The sequence below is a fragment of the Vibrio sp. 1F253 genome (assembly GCF_041439295.1).
In the GTDB taxonomy this organism is placed as follows: domain Bacteria; phylum Pseudomonadota; class Gammaproteobacteria; order Enterobacterales; family Vibrionaceae; genus Vibrio; species Vibrio tasmaniensis_A.
On the sequence record NZ_JBGONU010000005.1, the window covers coordinates 95,546 to 113,977 of the forward strand.

General features: G+C 45.8%; 14 protein-coding genes and 1 riboswitch. Of the genes, 6 read left to right on the forward strand and 8 right to left on the reverse strand.

The window, feature by feature from the left end; all coding sequences use genetic code 11:
• The first annotated feature begins 17 nt into the window (after positions 1-17).
• Positions 18-656, forward strand: a complete 639-nt coding sequence (tadA, locus tag ACED28_RS04310) for a tRNA adenosine(34) deaminase TadA (protein ID WP_065678527.1) — start codon at positions 18-20, stop codon at positions 654-656.
• A gap of 61 nt (positions 657-717) precedes the next feature.
• Here the strand turns inward: tadA and ACED28_RS04315 are convergent, their stop codons facing one another.
• On the reverse strand, positions 718-852 hold the full coding sequence (locus tag ACED28_RS04315; RefSeq protein ID WP_010438952.1) for a hypothetical protein: 135 nt from the start codon (positions 850-852) through the stop codon (positions 718-720).
• A gap of 292 nt (positions 853-1,144) precedes the next feature.
• Positions 1,145-2,713 carry a membrane-bound lytic murein transglycosylase MltF gene (mltF, locus tag ACED28_RS04320; protein WP_371709370.1) on the reverse strand — a complete coding sequence of 523 codons (1,569 nt, stop codon included), beginning with the start codon at positions 2,711-2,713 and terminating at the stop codon, positions 1,145-1,147.
• A gap of 329 nt (positions 2,714-3,042) precedes the next feature.
• On the opposite strand from mltF, the gene purL reads away from it, so the two are divergent.
• Both purL and ACED28_RS04330 read left to right on the forward strand, forming a co-directional pair.
• On the forward strand, positions 3,043-6,969 hold the full coding sequence (gene purL, locus ACED28_RS04325; protein ID WP_371709371.1) for a phosphoribosylformylglycinamidine synthase: 3,927 nt from the start codon (positions 3,043-3,045) through the stop codon (positions 6,967-6,969).
• A 245-nt stretch (positions 6,970-7,214) separates the two neighbouring features.
• Positions 7,215-7,748, forward strand: a complete 534-nt coding sequence (locus ACED28_RS04330; RefSeq protein WP_371709372.1) for a DUF3332 domain-containing protein — start codon at positions 7,215-7,217, stop codon at positions 7,746-7,748.
• 98 nt (positions 7,749-7,846) lie between these two features.
• Here ACED28_RS04330 and dapD read toward each other — a convergent pair whose 3' ends face one another.
• The 6 genes from dapD to ACED28_RS04360 form a co-directional block, all read right to left on the reverse strand.
• Positions 7,847-8,878, reverse strand: coding sequence for a 2,3,4,5-tetrahydropyridine-2,6-dicarboxylate N-succinyltransferase (dapD, locus tag ACED28_RS04335; RefSeq protein ID WP_371709373.1), 1,032 nt, complete (start codon positions 8,876-8,878; stop codon positions 7,847-7,849).
• A gap of 264 nt (positions 8,879-9,142) precedes the next feature.
• Positions 9,143-9,784 carry a MarC family protein gene (locus ACED28_RS04340; RefSeq protein ID WP_371709374.1) on the reverse strand — a complete coding sequence of 214 codons (642 nt, stop codon included), beginning with the start codon at positions 9,782-9,784 and terminating at the stop codon, positions 9,143-9,145.
• 200 nt (positions 9,785-9,984) lie between these two features.
• The gene (locus ACED28_RS04345) at positions 9,985-10,971 is read right to left on the reverse strand and encodes a GGGtGRT protein (protein ID WP_371709375.1); all 987 of its coding nucleotides are present in this window, start codon (positions 10,969-10,971) and stop codon (positions 9,985-9,987) included.
• 26 nt (positions 10,972-10,997) lie between these two features.
• Positions 10,998-11,690: an iron-sulfur cluster assembly scaffold protein gene (locus ACED28_RS04350; RefSeq protein ID WP_009848349.1), complete on the reverse strand. Its 693-nt coding sequence runs from the start codon at positions 11,688-11,690 to the stop codon at positions 10,998-11,000.
• 194 nt (positions 11,691-11,884) lie between these two features.
• A riboswitch (Fluoride riboswitch) is annotated at positions 11,885-11,968 on the reverse strand.
• A gap of 153 nt (positions 11,969-12,121) precedes the next feature.
• Positions 12,122-12,415, reverse strand: coding sequence for a YebG family protein (locus tag ACED28_RS04355; protein WP_004735185.1), 294 nt, complete (start codon positions 12,413-12,415; stop codon positions 12,122-12,124).
• A gap of 88 nt (positions 12,416-12,503) precedes the next feature.
• Positions 12,504-13,400: a LysR family transcriptional regulator gene (locus ACED28_RS04360; protein WP_009848350.1), complete on the reverse strand. Its 897-nt coding sequence runs from the start codon at positions 13,398-13,400 to the stop codon at positions 12,504-12,506.
• A 161-nt stretch (positions 13,401-13,561) separates the two neighbouring features.
• On the opposite strand from ACED28_RS04360, the gene ACED28_RS04365 reads away from it, so the two are divergent.
• From ACED28_RS04365 to ACED28_RS04375, 3 genes are all read left to right on the forward strand, one after another.
• Positions 13,562-14,557 carry a TDT family transporter gene (locus tag ACED28_RS04365; RefSeq protein ID WP_017098030.1) on the forward strand — a complete coding sequence of 332 codons (996 nt, stop codon included), beginning with the start codon at positions 13,562-13,564 and terminating at the stop codon, positions 14,555-14,557.
• Positions 14,558-14,684: 127 nt separating this feature from the next.
• Positions 14,685-18,161 (forward strand): exodeoxyribonuclease V subunit gamma, encoded by a 3,477-nt coding sequence (recC, locus tag ACED28_RS04370; protein ID WP_371709376.1) that lies wholly within the window; start codon positions 14,685-14,687, stop codon positions 18,159-18,161.
• A 6-nt stretch (positions 18,162-18,167) separates the two neighbouring features.
• Positions 18,168-18,329, forward strand: coding sequence for a hypothetical protein (locus ACED28_RS04375; RefSeq protein ID WP_167851843.1), 162 nt, complete (start codon positions 18,168-18,170; stop codon positions 18,327-18,329).
• The last annotated feature ends 103 nt before the right edge of the window (positions 18,330-18,432 follow it).

An 18,432-nucleotide genomic window follows, 5' to 3' on the forward strand; every position in this document is an offset into this window, starting at 1 on the left:
TATCACGAAGATTAGGTATGCTTCACCGCATACCTATTTTCGTTTTTATCCTTTGTTTTCTGGAGCTCCCTTTGTCAGACCATCAATTCAGCCCTCAAGATGAAATCTTCATGCGACGCGCCATCGAGGTAGCTAAGCAAGCAGAAAAAGAGGGAGAGGTTCCCGTTGGTGCTGTTCTAGTGAAAGATGGGGAGGTTATCTCTGAAGGATGGAACCGCTCGATTGGCTGCCACGATGCAACCGCACATGCAGAAATCGAAACCTTGCGTAAAGCAGGTCAAGCCTTGGAAAACTATCGCTTACTTGATACCACCTTGTATGTCACCTTAGAACCGTGCCCAATGTGCGCGGGTGCCTTATTACACAGCCGAGTAAAGCGCATTGTGTTTGGTGCTCCAGACTTAAAAGCGGGTGCGGCGGGTACGGTATTGAATCTCTTTGAAAGCCAAGCCTCATACCACTATGCCGATGTTGAGCATGGTTTGTTAGAGGAAGAGTGTCGTGAACAATTACAGGCGTTTTTTAAGCGCCGTAGAAAAGAGATCAAAGAGAAGCGAAAGCTTGAGCGTTTGCAGGAAGAGCAGCGTTTAGAATCCGATAAGGCAAGTAACAATAATAAGGTCAGTAACAAGAACAAGGTCTGTAACAAAAAATAGCAGCGATCTTTCGGCACTCTCAATCATAAGAGTGCCAAGCAAACTTAGTTGGTCATTACTTTTACTCAGCAATCATCTGCATGAAAGCACGGTTGCGCCAAATGATCTTCTTCTTATTATTTGAAAGCATACGCTTACGACGGTTGGCAGCAACGGTCTTATCAAGGCGTTTCGATTTCAGTTTGTTCTTCATCATTTCAACGATTTCCTATTTGTCGTCTGGCTTTGTAAGTATGACTTCAGTTTTAATTATAGTGGTTATTTGTTTATAAGCTCCGCCACGAACTTAGCGTTAGCTTTCTGAACCACTATCGTGATGGCTAAGAGTTGAATGCAACAGAGCATTATGTCGCTTATGGTGTGACGTTATAAAGTTCGATTGTTACTGCAATATGACACACTGGATATCGCAGGCGTTTTGTTTGTTTTGGTCATTTATCGTGATGCAATAAAAAAGAGCAATGCTAAATGGCATTGCTCTTTTTCTTTTATTTGGAAGACTCAGCGTCGTTCACTGCGGATTCAGTTTCACTGATTGTTGATTCAGCATCTGATACCTCTAGAGGTGGGATAACGACCAAACCTTCAAGGCTCGCTTCTTCCTCTTTATTACGCTTATTTACATGGCCAATAATGCTCTGATAATAACGGCGAATGTTCTCAACGTAATTCCTTGCTTCATCACCACGCGCATACCCGTAACGAGTTTTGCTGTAGTACTTCTTCTGTCTTAGCAGAGGAAGCCTGTCTTTCACATCACCCCAAGCATCAGGATCACCGCCTTGTGCTTTGGTTAAGCGACGAGCATCCATCATGTGCCCGTAACCTACGTTATATGAGGCAAGCGCAAACCAGATCTTTTCATGCTGAGTGATTGAGTCGGGCACTCGATTCACGATACGACGCAGGTATTCAACACCGCCTTGTACCGACTGTTTCGGATCGAGACGATTGGTTACACCAACGCTCTTCGCGGTTGGTAGCGTCAACATCATCATGCCTCGAACACCGGTTGGAGAGCGTGCGACAGGATTCCAGTGTGACTCTTGGTATGCTAAAGCGGCAATCAAGCGCCAGTCAAATTCTTGAGAATATTTCTGAAATAGCGGCGACCATTTTGGCAGCTTGCTATCCAATGCGCGGATAAATGCACGAGTATCAACGTAATCAAAAGTGCCGATATGGCCGATGTATTTTTCTTCCAGTGAAGCCAGTTCACCAGACTGTTTTAGGTTACCAAAGAACTCAATCAGTAATGCATAAAGGCTTTCATCTTCAGACTTCTGTAAATACCAAGAGATAGGTTGGTCTTCTGTCAGCTCAAATGCCAAAGCGACGTCTGGGTACAAACGCTGTGCGAGTGACAACTCAATCGAGTCTGCTACCGTAAACAAGCGTTCACCAGTCGACACTTCTTTTAGCAGGTCATTGATGTCAGCATTACCTATTGCATCGTAGATAAAGTCATCGTGCTTGTTCTGGATCTGTTTTAGCGTTGGCTCAAAATGTGAGTCCTTCACTACCACCAAAGATGGCGTCAATGTTTCGGTAGATGCCGGCTCTTCTGATTCAGTTTGTGCTTTTACGAAATCAGCCTGACGCTTATTCTCGAACTTGATCAGTTGTTGAAGGTTTCTTGGGCGCCACTGTCCTTTTTTATACACCACTTGCTGGCTTACATAGTAATAGGCGGGCGCGGCGCGATAAGCGCGTGTCAGGTTATTGTTTTGCGTTAACCCTGTCGCGATAAGATCGATCTCGCCTTTCTTTAAGGCTGGAAAGAGGCCGGATAAACGGTAAGCGGGTTTAATCTCAAGCTGTACACCAAGCTCCTGCGCAAATTCACGAGCTAACTCGTAATCTAAACCTGCAGGGCCATCGGGACCAATGTAATAAGAGAGCTGGTTATTTAGGGTGCCGACGCGAAGAACGCCTCGCTCTCGTATCTGCTCAAGGACACTTTTAGGTTCTGACTCAATCTGGCATCCAGCCAACCCAATTAGGGCAATGGCGAGCAGAAGGAACTTAGACGAAAAGATGAGCGTAAATTTAGGCATCAAAATGAAATCTCGAAAAGTGGAAGCCCCTTTATACCAAACCCCGCAAGGCTGGCAAAGCAGGTTTATTTAAACAGTTGTAAAAGTGCTGATAAATGCAGCAAAAGTACCATTTACGCATAAAGATAAAAAAAATCACGCAAACGGTTGCTTTTGGTGTTACGTCACAAAAAGAAATGCTTTATAATGCGCTCGCATTGAAGAGGTGGAATCGGCATAGGTTTGGCAACCTTCGGGAATAGCTTCGAAGAAAACAGTTAGGTTGTTCCTATAACCCACTGAATTTATTCCAATACTACCTTAATCAACTGCATAAGAGACCTAAGCACATGAGAATTTTGCGTGGCTCCCCAGCTCTATCTGAGTTTCGTGTTAACAAGCTTTTAGAGCTTTGTCGTGAATTAAGCTTACCTGTAACAGGTATTTACGCTGAGTTTGCCCACTTTGCTGATCTAACGGCAGACCTAGATGAGTCTGAAGTTGAGAAGCTAGAAAAGCTACTGACTTACGGTCCAACGATTGAAGAGCATGAACCTGAAGGTTTACTGCTGCTTGCAACGCCACGCCCGGGTACTATCTCGCCTTGGTCTTCAAAATCAACAGATATCGCACACAACTGTGGACTGGCTAAAGTGTCACGTCTAGAGCGCGGTACTGCTTTCTACATTGAAACCTCTGCTGAACTTTCTGAGCTTCAACTTGTTGAGCTGAAAGCAATCCTGCACGACCGTATGATGGAAGTGGTTTTCACTGACTTCGAATCGGCAGCGGCACTATTTACCGTGGCTGAGCCTGCTCCTTATGCGGAAGTTGACCTATTAACTGGCGGACGTAAAGCGCTTGAAAAAGCAAACGTTACCCTAGGTCTTGCACTTGCAGAAGATGAGATTGATTACCTTCTTGAAAGCTTCACCGAGAAGCTAGGTCGTAACCCGACTGACATCGAACTAATGATGTTTGCACAAGCGAACTCAGAGCACTGTCGTCACAAGATCTTCAACGCTGATTGGACTATCGATGGCGTTAAGCAAGAAAAATCATTGTTCAAGATGATTAAGAACACCTTTGAAACGACACCAGAGCACGTTCTGTCTGCTTATAAAGATAACGCAGCGGTAATGACAGGTTCTGAAGTGGGTCGTTTCTTCCCAGATCCAGAAACTCGCCAGTACAACTACCACCAAGAAAAAACACATATCTTGATGAAAGTTGAAACGCACAACCACCCTACAGCAATCTCTCCATGGCCGGGTGCATCAACAGGTTCAGGCGGTGAAATCCGCGATGAAGGCGCAACTGGTATTGGCGGTAAGCCAAAAGCGGGTCTGGTTGCTTTCTCTGTATCTAACTTGAAAATTCCGAACTTCGTTCAACCTTGGGAAACAGACTTTGGCAAGCCGAGCCGTATCGTTACTGCTTTGGATATCATGCTTGAAGGCCCTCTTGGTGGCGCAGCATTCAACAACGAATTTGGTCGTCCAAACCTATTAGGTTACTTCCGTACTTACGAAGAGAAAGTAAACTCTCACGCAGGTGAAGAAGTACGTGGTTACCACAAGCCAATCATGCTGGCTGGTGGTCTAGGTAACATTCGTGATGATCATGTTCAGAAGAAAGAGATCCCAGTAGGTGCAAGCCTAATCGTTCTTGGCGGTCCAGCAATGAATATCGGTCTTGGTGGCGGTGCTGCATCTTCAATGGATTCTGGTTCTTCTTCTGAAGACTTAGATTTTGCTTCTGTACAACGTGAAAACCCAGAGATGGAGCGTCGTTGTCAGGAAGTTATCGACCGTTGTTGGCAGCTTGGTGATGCGAACCCAATCGCATTTATCCACGATGTGGGCGCGGGCGGTATCTCGAATGCACTTCCTGAGCTAGTAGACGACGGCGAGCGTGGCGGTATCTTTAACCTACGTGACGTGCCAAACGATGAGCCGGGCATGAGCCCACTTGAGATCTGGTGTAACGAATCTCAAGAGCGTTATGTAATGGCGGTTGCTGATAAAGACATGGCAACGTTCGACGCGATTTGTAAACGTGAACGCGCACCTTATGCGGTAGTTGGTAAAGCAACGGAAGAACGAGATCTGAAACTAGAAGATTCACATTTCGATAACACGCCAATCGATATGCCTATGGACATCCTATTAGGTAAAACGCCTAAGATGCACCGTGACGCGAAAACGCTAAAAGCGAACAACCCCGCGATTGATCGTTCTGGTATCGAACTAAACGAAGCGGTTGACCGTATTCTTCGCCTACCAACAGTGGCAGAGAAAACATTCCTTATCACCATCGGTGACCGCTCGGTAACAGGCCTTGTAGCTCGTGACCAAATGGTTGGCCCATGGCAGGTTCCAGTTGCTAACTGCGCAGTAACTGCAGCAAGTTACGACTCTTACCACGGTGAGGCTATGTCTCTTGGTGAGCGTACGCCAGTAGCACTTCTAGACTTTGGCGCGTCAGCTCGTCTAGCGGTTGGTGAAGCAATCACTAACATCGCAGCGACCAACATCGGCGATATCAAACACATTAAATTGTCAGCTAACTGGATGTCTCCAGCAGGTCACCCAGGTGAAGATGCAGGTCTTTACGAAGCGGTTAAAGCCGTGGGTGAAGAGCTATGTCCGGCACTGGGTCTAACTATCCCTGTGGGTAAAGACTCAATGTCGATGAAGACTAAGTGGGAAGAGAACGGCGAGCAGAAAGAAGTAACGTCTCCGCTATCTCTTGTTATCACTGCGTTTGCACGTGTTGAAGACGTTCGTAAGACGATAACTCCTCAGCTTCGTACTGACAAGGGTAATACAAGCCTAGTTCTTATCGACTTAGGTAACGGCCAAAACCGCATGGGCGCAACGGCATTAGCGCAAGTTTACAAGCAGCTTGGTGACAAGCCAGCAGACGTAGACAATGCAGCACAACTAAAAGGTTTCTACGAAGGCGTTCAAACGCTTGTAGCAAACGACCAAGTTGTGGCGTACCACGATAAAGGCGATGGCGGTCTATTCGTAACGCTAGCTGAAATGGCGTTCGCAGGTCACTGTGGTGTTAATGCTGATATTGCAGCGCTTTTATCTGCATCAGAGAACAGCGAAGATACGCTTGCGGCACTCTTCAACGAAGAGCTAGGTGCAGTTATCCAAGTTCGTAACGACGACCTAGACGCAGTTCTTTCTACTCTTGCAGCAAATGGCCTAGAAGCATGTTCACATGTGATTGGCAGCGTTGTTGGTGAAGGGGAAGCATCAGACGAAGTAGTGATAAAGTCAGGCGCAGACGTTGTAATCCAACGTAACCGTACTGAACTACGTACTATCTGGGCTGAGACGACGCACAAGATGCAAGGTCTACGTGATAACCCAATCTGTGCAGACCAAGAGCACGAAGCGAAGAAAGACAACTCAGACCCAGGTCTGAACGTGAAACTAAGCTTTGACGTAAATGAAGACATTGCTGCTCCTTACATCAACACGGGCGCTAAGCCTAAAATGGCGATTCTACGTGAGCAGGGTGTTAACTCTCACGTTGAAATGGCAGCAGCATTCGACCGCGCAGGTTTCGAAGCGACTGATATTCACATGAGCGACATCCTAACGGGTCAAGCGGTACTAGAAGAATACAACGGCCTTGTTGCTTGTGGTGGTTTCTCTTACGGTGATGTACTGGGCGCTGGTGAAGGTTGGGCTAAGTCGGTTCTGTTTAACGACTCTACTCGTGACCAATTTGAAAACTTCTTCAAGCGTGAAGATACTTTCTCTCTAGGTGTGTGTAACGGTTGTCAGATGTTGTCTAACCTGCGCGAGCTAATCCCTGGTGCTGAGTACTGGCCACGTTTCGTTCGCAACGAATCTGAGCGTTTTGAAGCACGTTTCAGCCTCGTTGAAGTTCAGAAGTCAGATTCTGTGTTCTTCAATGGTATGGAAGGTTCTCGTATGCCAATCGCGGTTTCTCATGGTGAAGGCCGCGTAGAAGTTCGTGACAACGACCACCTAAACGCGATTGAAAACTCAGGTACAGTTGCCCTACGTTACGTTGACAACAACGGTAACCAAACGCAGCAATACCCGAATAACCCGAACGGTTCGCCAAACGCTATCACAGGTCTAACGACTACTGATGGTCGTGTGACTATCATGATGCCTCACCCAGAGCGTGTATTCCGTACGGTTGCTAACTCTTGGTCTCCAGAAGGTTGGGGCGAGAATGGCGCTTGGATGCGTATGTTCCAAAACGCACGTAAGAATGTGGGTTAATCTGGTTCACAAAACCGAATAGTTTTAAAAACTAATAAAAGCGCAGACCGAAAGGTCTGCGCTTTTTTATTGGCAACTCTTTAGAAACCAGAGCGAAACAATTAACGTTTGCTGTTCTAAAAAACTCCACTACGCTAAATGTTATGGAATCAATTTGTTAGGCCATGAATTTCTGTACGTGAACAGGAAGACTGCTGTTTGGCTATGCAAAAACCGAATCAATCATTGTGGCATAAGAGGGATCTATGAAAACAACAATCACAAAAGCAGTTGCAGTGGCAGCGATTGTCATGTCGTTAGCTGGGTGTGTCGGTAGTAATGCCGTTACTGGGAAATTAATGAAGTTCAACGTTGAGGTTGTAGATAACCGTTACGCTCGTGCTGGGGTCAACTTCTTGCTTGCTCCCGTTTACGCTTTAACATTCGCAGCCGATTACATCGTGTTTAACTCGATCGAATTCTGGGCGGGGAAAAACCCACTCACAGGCGCGCCTCATATCTTCGATAGTAAAGTCGATACCATGATTGATGTGAACGACAGCCTAGACGATTCACTAAAAGAAGCCCCACTTGGCTTTAATAATCGTCAGATCGAATGGGGTGAGATGAAACAAATCGATGAGAATACCATTCGTATGGATATTACTTACAATGATGGTCAAAAAGCGGTGCTGTTAGGCGTACGCGATGGTGATAAGGTCAGTTACTACATGGATGGTACGTTAGTATCAGAAACCTCTATTCAAGCGCTTGAGCAGTTAGCTGCCGAGAAAGTGTAACGCTTTCCGTTTTATATAGATAAAAGAAAAGCCGCTGGATTTACCTCCAGCGGCTTCGTGTTTTTTAGTATCTAGTAATTTAGCATCTAGTGCGTAGATTAGTTGTTGCTGTGTAGCTCGCTGTTCAGTTCAACAGCAGACTTGTTCGCTAGACATTCAATTTGGCCAGTAATCGAGTTACGACGGAACAGAAGGTCAGAAACGCCAGCAAGGTCACGAGCTTTAATGATTTCTACTTCGTTGCCTTCTTTATCTAACATGCGAACCTTAGTACCCGCAGTCACGTAAAGACCTGACTCAACCGTACAACGGTCGCCCATTGGGAAACCAAGACCCGCATTTGCGCCTAGTAGGCAGTTTTCGCCGATAGAGATAACCATAGTACCGCCACCCGACAGAGTACCCATGATAGAAGCGCCGCCGCCGATGTCTGAACCGTTACCCACAACAACACCCGCAGAGATACGGCCTTCAACCATACTCACGCCAGTAGTACCCGCATTGAAGTTGATGAAACCTTCGTGCATTACTGTTGTGCCTTCGCCTACGTGTGCGCCAAGACGAACACGAGAAGTGTCAGCAATACGAATACCTGTTGGTACCACGTAATCCACCATTTTAGGGAACTTGTCTACGCAATCTACAGACAGAGCGCGACCCGCTAGGCGAGCTTCTATTTGACGCTCAGCCAGCTCAGGAAGATCGATAGGGCCTTCGTTAGTCCATGCGATGTTGTGCAGTAGACCGAAGATACCGTCTAGTACCGTACCGTGTGGTTGAACTAGGCGGTTAGAGATCAGTTGCAACTTAAGGAAGCCTTCAGCAACTGATGCTGGCTTCTCGTCAGTCGCAAGAACAACAAGAACAAGAGGTTGCTCAGATGCTGCTGCTTTTTCTGCGAAAGATGCGTTTGCTGCATCGTTGTTTGCTGCGAATGCTTTCGCTAGTTCTGCGCTTTGTGCAGCAGAGATTTCGATAGCTTGGTTGCCTTCAGTGTAACCTGCAACTTCACCAACAGCCGCAACAAGAGCGTCGCTTGGGTTTAGAAGTGGGTTAGGGAAGAACGCTTCAATGATTTTATTGTCGCGGTTTTTGGTTGCCGTACCGAAGGCTAGTGAAAAGTAAGCCATGTTGAATCTCCATGTGTTGAGTCTTGATTTTGCTATTTCATAACAGCGGCTCGAATAACAAGCGCTGCCGTTAGCAAAGTTAATTTAATTGCGTTCATCATAAAGAGAGCGCCCTCGTTATGAAAGGGCGCATCGGGATAAAGTCTGTAAAATGATATTGCTTGTCTTTCTGGAGATAGTTTTCTGCAATGAGAAAATGATGCAATTCAACAAAATTTGATATCAAAGTTAGATAACCAACGTTCTTTAAATGAACAACACTCTTTAGATAAATAGCGCTTTATAAGCCTGCTCAATCCCTTCAATCAACATCTGCATACCGATAACGGCGAGTATTAAACCCATCATTCGGGTTATCACGTTCAATGCACTTGGTCCGACAGCTTTAACAAATCGCTCGCCGAATACAAATAAGACATAGGTTAGGGTACATAGTAGGCCGAAAGCGACGATGGTTATGATGGTTTCATAGACCCCCTCGGTACTGGCAAAGTTCATCGCAGTGGCAATGGTGCCGGGGCCAGCGAGAATTGGCATTGCAAGTGGTGAGACGGCGATACTTAGAGCTGCGTCTTTCTGGGCGTCTGAGTTCACTTTCTCTTTTGCTTTGGCGTGTGTTGAATCACCTTGCAGCATGTGGAAGCCAATCAAAAAGACCAAAATGCCACCTGTGATGCGAAGTGCGTAAAGTGTGATACCAAATAGTTCAAAGATCAGTTTGCCAGAGAGTGCAAAAGTACTGACGATGATGAATGCGATAAACACTGAACGGAAAGCGATCGATTTGACGGTTTCCCTGTCATTGTCACCGGTTAATCCAAGAAAAATTGGCGTATTAGCTATTGGGTTCATGATGGCAAAAAAGCCCATGAACACGGTAATGGTATGAATGATGAGCTCTTTCATATTATTCCTTTGAAAAGATGCAGTTAAATACAAATAATTATTAGAAATAGATAGTAGAGCAAGTGTGAATAAAAAACAGCCAGCATAAGGCTGGCTGTTTGGTTTTAGTGATAGGTGTAGAGTTTTGGTCGTCTGTTATTGCTTGTTTCTCAGTTAACGGACTCTATTCTATGGATAGATCGTGGCGCTCAACGTTGTCGTTATGCGTGTTGAGATTCGCTTACTGCTACAGCCAATGCAACCGTCGCACCGACCATAGGGTTGTTACCCATACCGATGAAGCCCATCATTGCCACGTGAGCAGGGACAGAAGAGCTACCTGCGAACTGAGCATCAGCGTGCATTCTGCCCATAGTATCTGTCATGCCGTAAGACGCAGGGCCTGCTGCCACGTTATCTGGGTGCAATGTTCTACCTGTACCGCCGCCTGAAGCAACTGAGAAGTAAGGTAAACCTTGGCGAGTACGTTCTGCTTTGTAGATACCTGCAACAGGGTGTTGGAAGCGCGTTGGGTTAGTTGAGTTACCCGTAATACTCACATCCACTTCTTCTCTGTGCATGATTGCCACGCCTTCACGTACATCATCAGCGCCGTAACACAAAATCTCTCCGCGAGGGCCTTGTGAGAAGCGGCGGCGTTCTGTTTCAACAAGCTCACCTGTTTGGTAATCGTATTGAGTGCGAACATAGGTAAAACCATTGATGCGAGAAATTAAGTAAGCCGCATCTTTACCTAGGCCATTGAGTATTACCTTTAATGGGTTGTGACGTGATTTGTTGACGTTGAGTGCGATTTTAATCGCACCTTCTGCAGCAGCAAAAGATTCATGGCCCGCAAGGAAAGCAAAGCAGTGACTCTCTTCATTGAGAAGACGTGCAGCTAATGCACCGTGGCCAATACCGACCTGGCGTTGCTCAGCAACACTGCCGGGTTTGGTGAATGCTTGAAGGCCTTCACCAATGATATTCGCTGCTTGTTCTGCGCTGGTGGCTTTGCGAAATAGCGCCAGTGCTGAACCAAGGATATAGGCATCGGCAGCGCTTTCGAAAGCAATAGGTTGGGTATCCATCACTAGCGCTTTTGGGTCGACATTGTGTGATAGACAGTATTGGTTCGCTTGCTCTAAAGAGTCGAAGTTCATTTCTGCCAATACGCGAGTTACCGATTCATTAAATTGAGTGTTCATCCTATCTTTCCTCTAAATTGGCAAAATTAGTGTTGGCGTGGGTTAATGGTGGTAACGGCTTCATCGAAGCGACCATAAGTCCCCGTCGCAAGGTCAGCAGCTTCATTAGCTGGCATGCCTTGGTTAATCGCCTTCATCATTTTGCCGAGGTTGAGATATTCGTAGCCAATCACTTCGCTGTGATCATCAAGTGCAAGCTTGGTCACGTAGCCTTCTGCAAGCTCTAGGTAACGAACGCCTTTTGCTGAGGTTGAATAGCTGGTGCCTACTTGGCTACGTTGTGTTTGACCTAAGTCTTCCAATGCGGCGCCAATTTCTAGGCCGCCTTCAGAGAATGCGGATTGAGTTCGACCGTAAACGAATTGCAGAAAGATTTCACGCATGGCTACGTTAATAGCGTCACACACCAAGTCAGTATTCAGAGCTTCAAGAATGGTTCTTCCTGTGAGGATTTCGGCTGCCATCGCGGCTGATTGAGTCATGCCTGAACAACCAATCGTTTCGATTAGCGCTTCTTCGATGATGCCGTTTTTTACGTTCAGCGTTAGTTTTGCTGCACCTTGTTGTGGTGCACAAGTGCCTACGCCATGGCTTAAACCAGAAATAGCGATGACATCTTTTGGGCTAACCATGGCGCCTTCAACTGGAATTGGCGCTGAAGTGTGCAGATCACCCCTTTGAATAGGGCACATTGATTGAATTTCTGAAGAGTAGTGCATAATGTTTTCTCACAGTTAGAGCCATTTAAGACCTAGAGTGTTGAGAAAACAGGACGTGTTGGAAGAGGTGCGGCTAATTCACTACAGATCTTGAGTATCGATCATCCAAAGGTGTCATGAAGCTCGGTCTTAATAGACTAAGTCCATTCCAAAATGGAGGAGTAGCGATACATCCAACAGTATTACCTGTTTTCGATTCTGTAGGAGTCATTAGCACGGTTCAAAAGAACGGGCGGTTGAAGCAAAAGCTTAGGTGGAACCCCATCACCTGATGGCTATAGATTAGATCTTAATCACACTTTTGTGCAAGCGAATGTTTAGAGCGATTTCGACTATAAACAGAGTTCATTATATTTCGATAAGTATAAAAAAACGCCAATAACGAGCTCTGATTAGAGACATTATTGACGTTTTTAGAAAACTTCAGTTAATTAAGCGGCATCTTCTTCTGCGTCTTCAACAGCTTCAAGCTTCTTTTCTTTTTTCGGAGCTGGTTTACGCTTAGCACCTAATGCGTAAAGAACTTCTTCTTTGTTCTTCGCTAGGTACATTGCAAGCTCTTCTTGCTTGCCTTCATCTTCAACTAAATCGCTTTTGCTTAATAGTTCAAAAAGCTCATCAGCCATATCCAGCATTTTGTCGTATGCGTCAGCTTCGGCTTTAGAGGTAAAAGTCATTTTCTCTTCTCCGTTGCGTTCGACCACGTACTTGACGATAACAGCCATGGTTAATCCTCTAAGTTTGATAAATTTTACTGGCTTTTTATACAGTTTCTGATGTTAAAAGTCCAGTTGGAGCCCTAACAATGCGGCCTCAATCTTGATGTGTAGCCCAGTCTTCACAATAACTCATGAAAGATTTCAGTAGCGGGCTTTGATATTTGTCTTTATGGACCAGCATCCAGAATCGACGTTTCATGTCGAGTGGGACATCGAGTGCTTTCACTCGGCCTGAGTCAATTGCTCGTTGCGCAGCCAGCCGTGATAAACACGCGAATCCAAGATTGGCAGAAACAGAATTGATGATCGCCTCAGTCGTGTTGAGCTCAAAGGATTCATACCAATGTTCGATGCGTGGTGCGACGGCACGCAGGAAAAACTCGCGAGTGCCTGAACCAGACTCACGTAAAATCCAATGACTATCTTCTAAATCGCTTAAAATCACTTTTTCTTTTGAATTGAGAGGGTGTTGATTACTAACAATGATACACATTTCATCGCTACTGAACTGGCTAGAGATCAACTCCGGATGGAGTGTTTTTCCTTCAATTAACGCGATATCCAGTTCATAATCCACCAACTTTTGGCAGATCAGCGCACTGTTTGAAATGAATAAGCTCTGATCTTGATGCTGAGTTAGCTCGCGAAAGCCAGACAGAATAAACGGTGCGACCTGATTACCAATTGTGTCACTCGCACCGACCTTTAGATTGCCACTTAAAGGCTGGTCGTCACGGAACAAAACATCAATACCAGCAGCACGATGTAATATCTCATCCGCCAAAGGAAGAAGCTTTTGTCCTTCTTGATTGAGAATTAATCGGTTATTAACCCGGTCAAATAGAGAGTGACCGAGTTGTTTCTCCATTTCGCCTAGCGCCATGCTGACCGCGGCCTTAGACAGAAACAGAGCCTCAGAGGCTGCGGTCAATGTCGAATGCTGGGTAATAGTGACAAACACTTTGAGTTGTTTGATTGAAATATTAGCCATCAGGTTCCTAGTTTTACGCTGCTGGTGGAAAGGTATCGTTCAGTATTAATGAACATTTGTTATATATAATTGGATATTGTTTAACGAAGCGCAAGCGTATTATGGCTTCAACAAGCTGATGAGTTCACAAGTTTAGTGAATTAAGTTTAAGAGAGGCTGACATGATTCAACGTATTAAATATAGATTAACAGGAGCTCCAACTCCCATGGCAGGGTTAGCACTCGCAATTGCAAGTTTAGGCTGGTGTTGGGATGGTGTTTTAGTCGCACAAGGTATTTTGCACACACCGGGTTTGGTGCAGTGGGTCAGTGCTGGTATTGCGGCGGTATTGCTTCTTGTTTTAGCTGTGAAATTTTTGATTCACGGCCACTTATTACGTGAAGACCTTGCTCACCCTGTTGTCGGCAGTGTTGTACCCACATTCGCAATGGGTTGTATGGTGGTGTCTGCTTCGTTGGCTCCGATCTCTCAATTCTTACAAGAAGCTGTGTGGCTCGCTTCGGTAGCGTTACATGTTGTGTTCTTGGTGAGCTTCTTATACCACAGAGCTAAAAACTTTGAGATTCACCACATGGTGCCAAGTTGGTTTGTGCCACCAATCGGTATTATCGTGGCAGACGTTTCTTTTTCAGGTAACCCGATCTTAGAACCCGTTGCTCACGCGACTTTAGTCTTTGGTTTATTGGTTTATGCCGTAATGCTACCTCTTATGATCTACCGTTTGATCTTCTCTCATGAAGTACCTGACGCAGCAAAACCAACCATTGCGATTATGGCGGCACCAGCAAGTCTATCTTTAGCAGGCTACCTAACGGTGACGGCAAATCCTTCGCCAGTGATCATTGGGTTACTCTTTGGCATTGCAGTGTTGATGACGTTTATTATTTACATCGCGTTTTTCAAACTACTTCGTCTGCCATTCAGCCCGGGTTATGCGGCGTTTACATTCCCAATCGTGATTGGTGCAACGGCGCTATTCAAATTGGCGGCTTGGATGCAAACTGTTGGTGTGGAAACTCACTATGTGGATCAAGTCTTCAACCTAGCCTATCTAGAATTGATTGTGGCAACGTTTGTAGTGGGTTATGTGGCGGTTCGTTATTACATGAATTACAAACCTCACCGTGTTCTAAGTGCGGTAGGCAGTAGATTGTAAGAATCAATAGTTCAAAAGATAAACGGACCTTAAGTTTTCAGTATTTCATAAGCTTATATTCCTAATCCAAACTCGGCACTTATGCTAATCTGGCTTTATATTGTGGCAAGATTAGCGTGAGTGCACTTTGTTTACTGTTTACCATTCCAATAAAGTCGATACTTTAAAAATCCTTCTCGTTCACTTAATCAAAAGTGATCCTTTAGCCAATCCTTTCGAAAAAGAGCAGATCTTGGTTCAGAGCCCAGGTATGTCTCAATGGCTTAAGATGGAACTCGCCAAAGAGTTTGGTGTAGCAGCAAATATCGATTTCCCACTTCCAGCAACCTTCATTTGGGATATGTTTACCCAAGTGCTTCCTGATGTACCTAAACGCAGTGCTTTTAACAAAGAAGCGATGACGTGGAAGTTGATGAGTTTACTACCCGCTAAGCTTGACCACCCTGATTTCTTGCCTCTGCAACGTTATCTTGAAAATGATGAAGATGACTCTAAGTTGTATCAATTGGCAGAGAAAATTGCCGATATCTTCGATGGTTACTTGGTGTATCGACCAGAGTGGATGGCGATGTGGGAAGCGGGAGAGCCCGTTGCTGAATTGGTCGATGATGAAGGGCAGCAAGAGCACCCTTGGCAACCGATTTTGTGGCAAGCACTCTATGAGCAAACCTTGTCTCAAGGCCAATCTAAATATCACCGTGGCAACTTGTATCACGACTTTATTGAAGCGCTAGCCAAGCAACAAGGTCAACTGCAACATCTGCCTAAACGCTTATTTGTGTTTGGTATTTCTTCGCTGCCTCCTCGTTACATGGATGCGTTGAAAGCACTTGGCGAGCAGATTGATGTGCACTTGATGTTTACCAACCCTTGCCAACATTACTGGGGCGATATTCGCGACCGTAAATATTTGGCAAGAGTTGAAGCCCAGCGTCGCAAGCAGTTTGCGTTGGTTGATGGTTTACCTCAACTAGAAGGCGAAGTATCACCATTGAAAGATGGCATTGAAGCCAACGTTGAAGACGAACTGCATACCAGCCAAGCCGTGGGTAATAGTTTACTTGCGTCTATGGGAAAGCTGGGCAGAGATAACCTGTTCTTGCTATCTCAATCAGACAACGAAGAGCATGAGTTCTTTATTGATGTTGAGAGGGATAACCTGCTGCATCAATTGCAAGCTGATATTCTTCAGTTAGAAGATCATCAAGACGACCACATCTTAGATTCCAGCAACCATAAACAGGTGGTTGAGCTTGGCGATCGCTCTCTGACCGTACATGCGTGTCACAGCCCAATGCGTGAGGTTGAAGTCCTTCATGATCAGTTGTTGGCGATGTTTGATGCCAACCCGACTCTGAAACCACGCGATATCATCGTGATGGTGTCTGACATTAATGCTTATAGCCCAGCGATTCAGGCGGTATTTGGTAATGCTCCAGGTGAGCGTTATATCCCTTACTCGATCTCTGATAGAACCGCAGACCAAGAAAGCCCAATTCTGACCGCCTTCATGCAGTTAGTCGCGCTACCAAACACGCGCTGTTTAGCCTCTGAGTTGCTAGAGCTGTTAGAAATTCCTGCGATGATGGCACGCTTTGGTATTGACGAGTTTCAATTCGAGCAAGCCAAGCAATGGGTTGAAGAAGCAGGTATCCGTTGGGGGGTTGATGCTTCAACGGCGACAGAATTTGATCTACCTGCGACCGAGCAAAACACTTGGCTATTCGGCATTCAGCGCATGTTATTAGGATATGCGATGTCGGATTCTGCGGGTTTATTTGAAACTGAACACTCCCCGATTGCCGCTTATAACGAAGTTCAAGGCATTAGCGCCGAACTTGCAGGTAAGTTAGCTCACTTTATCGATCGTATTGCCCATTACCGTCAACGCCTAACTGAAACACAATCTATCGATATGTGGCGTGAAACCTTGCTGCAAATGATTGATGATTTCTTTGCTGTTGAGTTAGAAGGTGAGGTGGTGCTTAAGTCGATTCGCGATGCACTTTCGCAACTGAATGAACAGCTTGATGATGCCTTGTATGAACAAGAGTTGTCGCCAAGCATTATCTATCAGTACCTCAATAATAAGTTATCTGGCGCGCGTATTAGCCAGCGTTTCTTAGCGGGCCAAGTTAACTTTTGTACCTTAATGCCGATGCGTTCTATTCCGTTCAAAACCGTCTGTTTGTTAGGCATGAATGATGGTGTTTACCCTCGCTCAATGCCGCCAGAAGGTTTTGATCTAATGAACGGACGCACACGACCGGGCGATCGTTCTCGTCGTGATGATGACCGCTATCTATTCTTAGAGGCGATGCTGTCGGCGCAAGAATGCTTGTACATCAGCTATGTCGGCCGTTCAATTCAAGATAATACCGAGCGAGTGCCATCGGTGCTCGTTTCAGAGTTGATAGAGTACTGTCAGCAGAATTACTGCTTGAGTGACGACCAAGCGTTACCAAGTGATGATTCAGGCATCAATCTGACTCAAGCGATCAGCTTTGAACACACCATGACACCGTTCAGCCCCGCAGCTTTTACTCAAGGTGATGCGAGCCATGTGCTGAGTTACGCCAAAGAGTGGCTTCCTGCGGCTAACCGTTCCGGTGAACGCAGTGGTGAATTCAATCGTGCATTGGATGATTATTTGTTGGATGCGACGTACCCGTTAGAACTCGACTTGGTTGAGTTACAGCGTTTTTGGCGTTTGCCAGTGCAGTACTTCTTTAATCGCCGCCTAAAAGTGGTATTTGAGCCGCCACTTCCTGTGATGGAAGACAATGAGCCATTTGTACTTAATGGTTTAGAGAGTTTCCAACTTAAAGATGCATTACTGCAAGTGCTGCTAGGCCACCCTGAAGGCGCAGACGAAGCCGTTCGATTGTTTGTCTCTGAGCAAAAAGCACAGGGCAGATTACCGGTTGGCGCCTTTGGTGATATCGAATTTGAAACCAACCGTGTTCAAGCGGAAGACTTAGCCAAAGAAATTCGATTTGTGAGCGGATCACCGCAACAAGATCTCGAAGTGAATATCGAACTTGATGTGTTAGGCGAAGGTAAACCTGTTCGTTTGATGGGATGGTTAACTCAAAACTATCAATCGGGTTTAGTGCGTTTCCGCAGCGGTAAAGTACGCTCTCAAGATTATTTGGCAGCGTGGATTGATCATCTATGTTGTGCAGTCATGGGACACGGAAAAACGACCCATATTATTGGCTACGACAGAAAAGAGGGCGTGGTTCACCAAACGCTACAGCCTATCGGCGATGCGCAGCAAGCGAAAAGTATATTAGCTGAGTTAGTACGACTGTTTTATCAAGGCATGACTGCACCATTGCCTTATTTCCCGAAAACCGCATTGGCTGGCGTTGAAGCGGGCTTTAGCCGTGGTAAGTGGGTCGATGACGAAGAAAAGTCGCTCAAGAAAATGGCCGATACCTTTAATGACAGCTTCGCCTTTACGGGTGAGGGGAGAGATACTTACATCTCACGTATTTGGTCTAAGTGGGACGATGAGCTGGCTGTTGAGTCGCGTATGTATTCAACGCTTGTGTTACAGGCGGCAAGGTTGGCTGCTGCCGATCTGGAAGATCAGGAGTAAGTGGTTGTGATCGACAAGATCAATAGCGAGTGCGCTGAATTAATGAAAAACGAAAGAGAGTCGCTGGTCAGCATTTGGGATGCCTGCTTTCAAGATGAAGGGAATCAAGGTGAAGAAAAGCAAGGTACAGGAAATAAAGTGGCCGCCAGTAAATCATTATTAGTGTAGGGCGTTCGCTGTACGGCCACAGGTCAGAGGGACCATTATTCTGTGGTTCAAAGTAACGCCGTAAAGTACAAAACTCGTACGCGCCCCTGAACTCGTGGGCGCA

Bases quoted from the DNA above. Each gene is read 5' to 3' on its own strand.
- tadA (WP_065678527.1), top strand. From the start codon at position 18: ATGCTTCACCGCATACCTATTTTCGTTTTTATCCTTTGTTTTCTGGAG.
- ACED28_RS04315 (WP_010438952.1), bottom strand. From the start codon at position 852: ATGATGAAGAACAAACTGAAATCGAAACGCCTTGATAAGACCGTTGCT.
- mltF (WP_371709370.1), bottom strand. From the start codon at position 2,713: ATGCCTAAATTTACGCTCATCTTTTCGTCTAAGTTCCTTCTGCTCGCC.
- purL (WP_371709371.1), top strand. From the start codon at position 3,043: ATGAGAATTTTGCGTGGCTCCCCAGCTCTATCTGAGTTTCGTGTTAAC.
- ACED28_RS04330 (WP_371709372.1), top strand. From the start codon at position 7,215: ATGAAAACAACAATCACAAAAGCAGTTGCAGTGGCAGCGATTGTCATG.
- dapD (WP_371709373.1), bottom strand. From the start codon at position 8,878: ATGGCTTACTTTTCACTAGCCTTCGGTACGGCAACCAAAAACCGCGAC.
- ACED28_RS04340 (WP_371709374.1), bottom strand. From the start codon at position 9,784: ATGAAAGAGCTCATCATTCATACCATTACCGTGTTCATGGGCTTTTTT.
- ACED28_RS04345 (WP_371709375.1), bottom strand. From the start codon at position 10,971: ATGAACACTCAATTTAATGAATCGGTAACTCGCGTATTGGCAGAAATG.
- ACED28_RS04350 (WP_009848349.1), bottom strand. From the start codon at position 11,690: ATGCACTACTCTTCAGAAATTCAATCAATGTGCCCTATTCAAAGGGGT.
- ACED28_RS04355 (WP_004735185.1), bottom strand. From the start codon at position 12,415: ATGGCTGTTATCGTCAAGTACGTGGTCGAACGCAACGGAGAAGAGAAA.
- ACED28_RS04360 (WP_009848350.1), bottom strand. From the start codon at position 13,400: ATGGCTAATATTTCAATCAAACAACTCAAAGTGTTTGTCACTATTACC.
- ACED28_RS04365 (WP_017098030.1), top strand. From the start codon at position 13,562: ATGATTCAACGTATTAAATATAGATTAACAGGAGCTCCAACTCCCATG.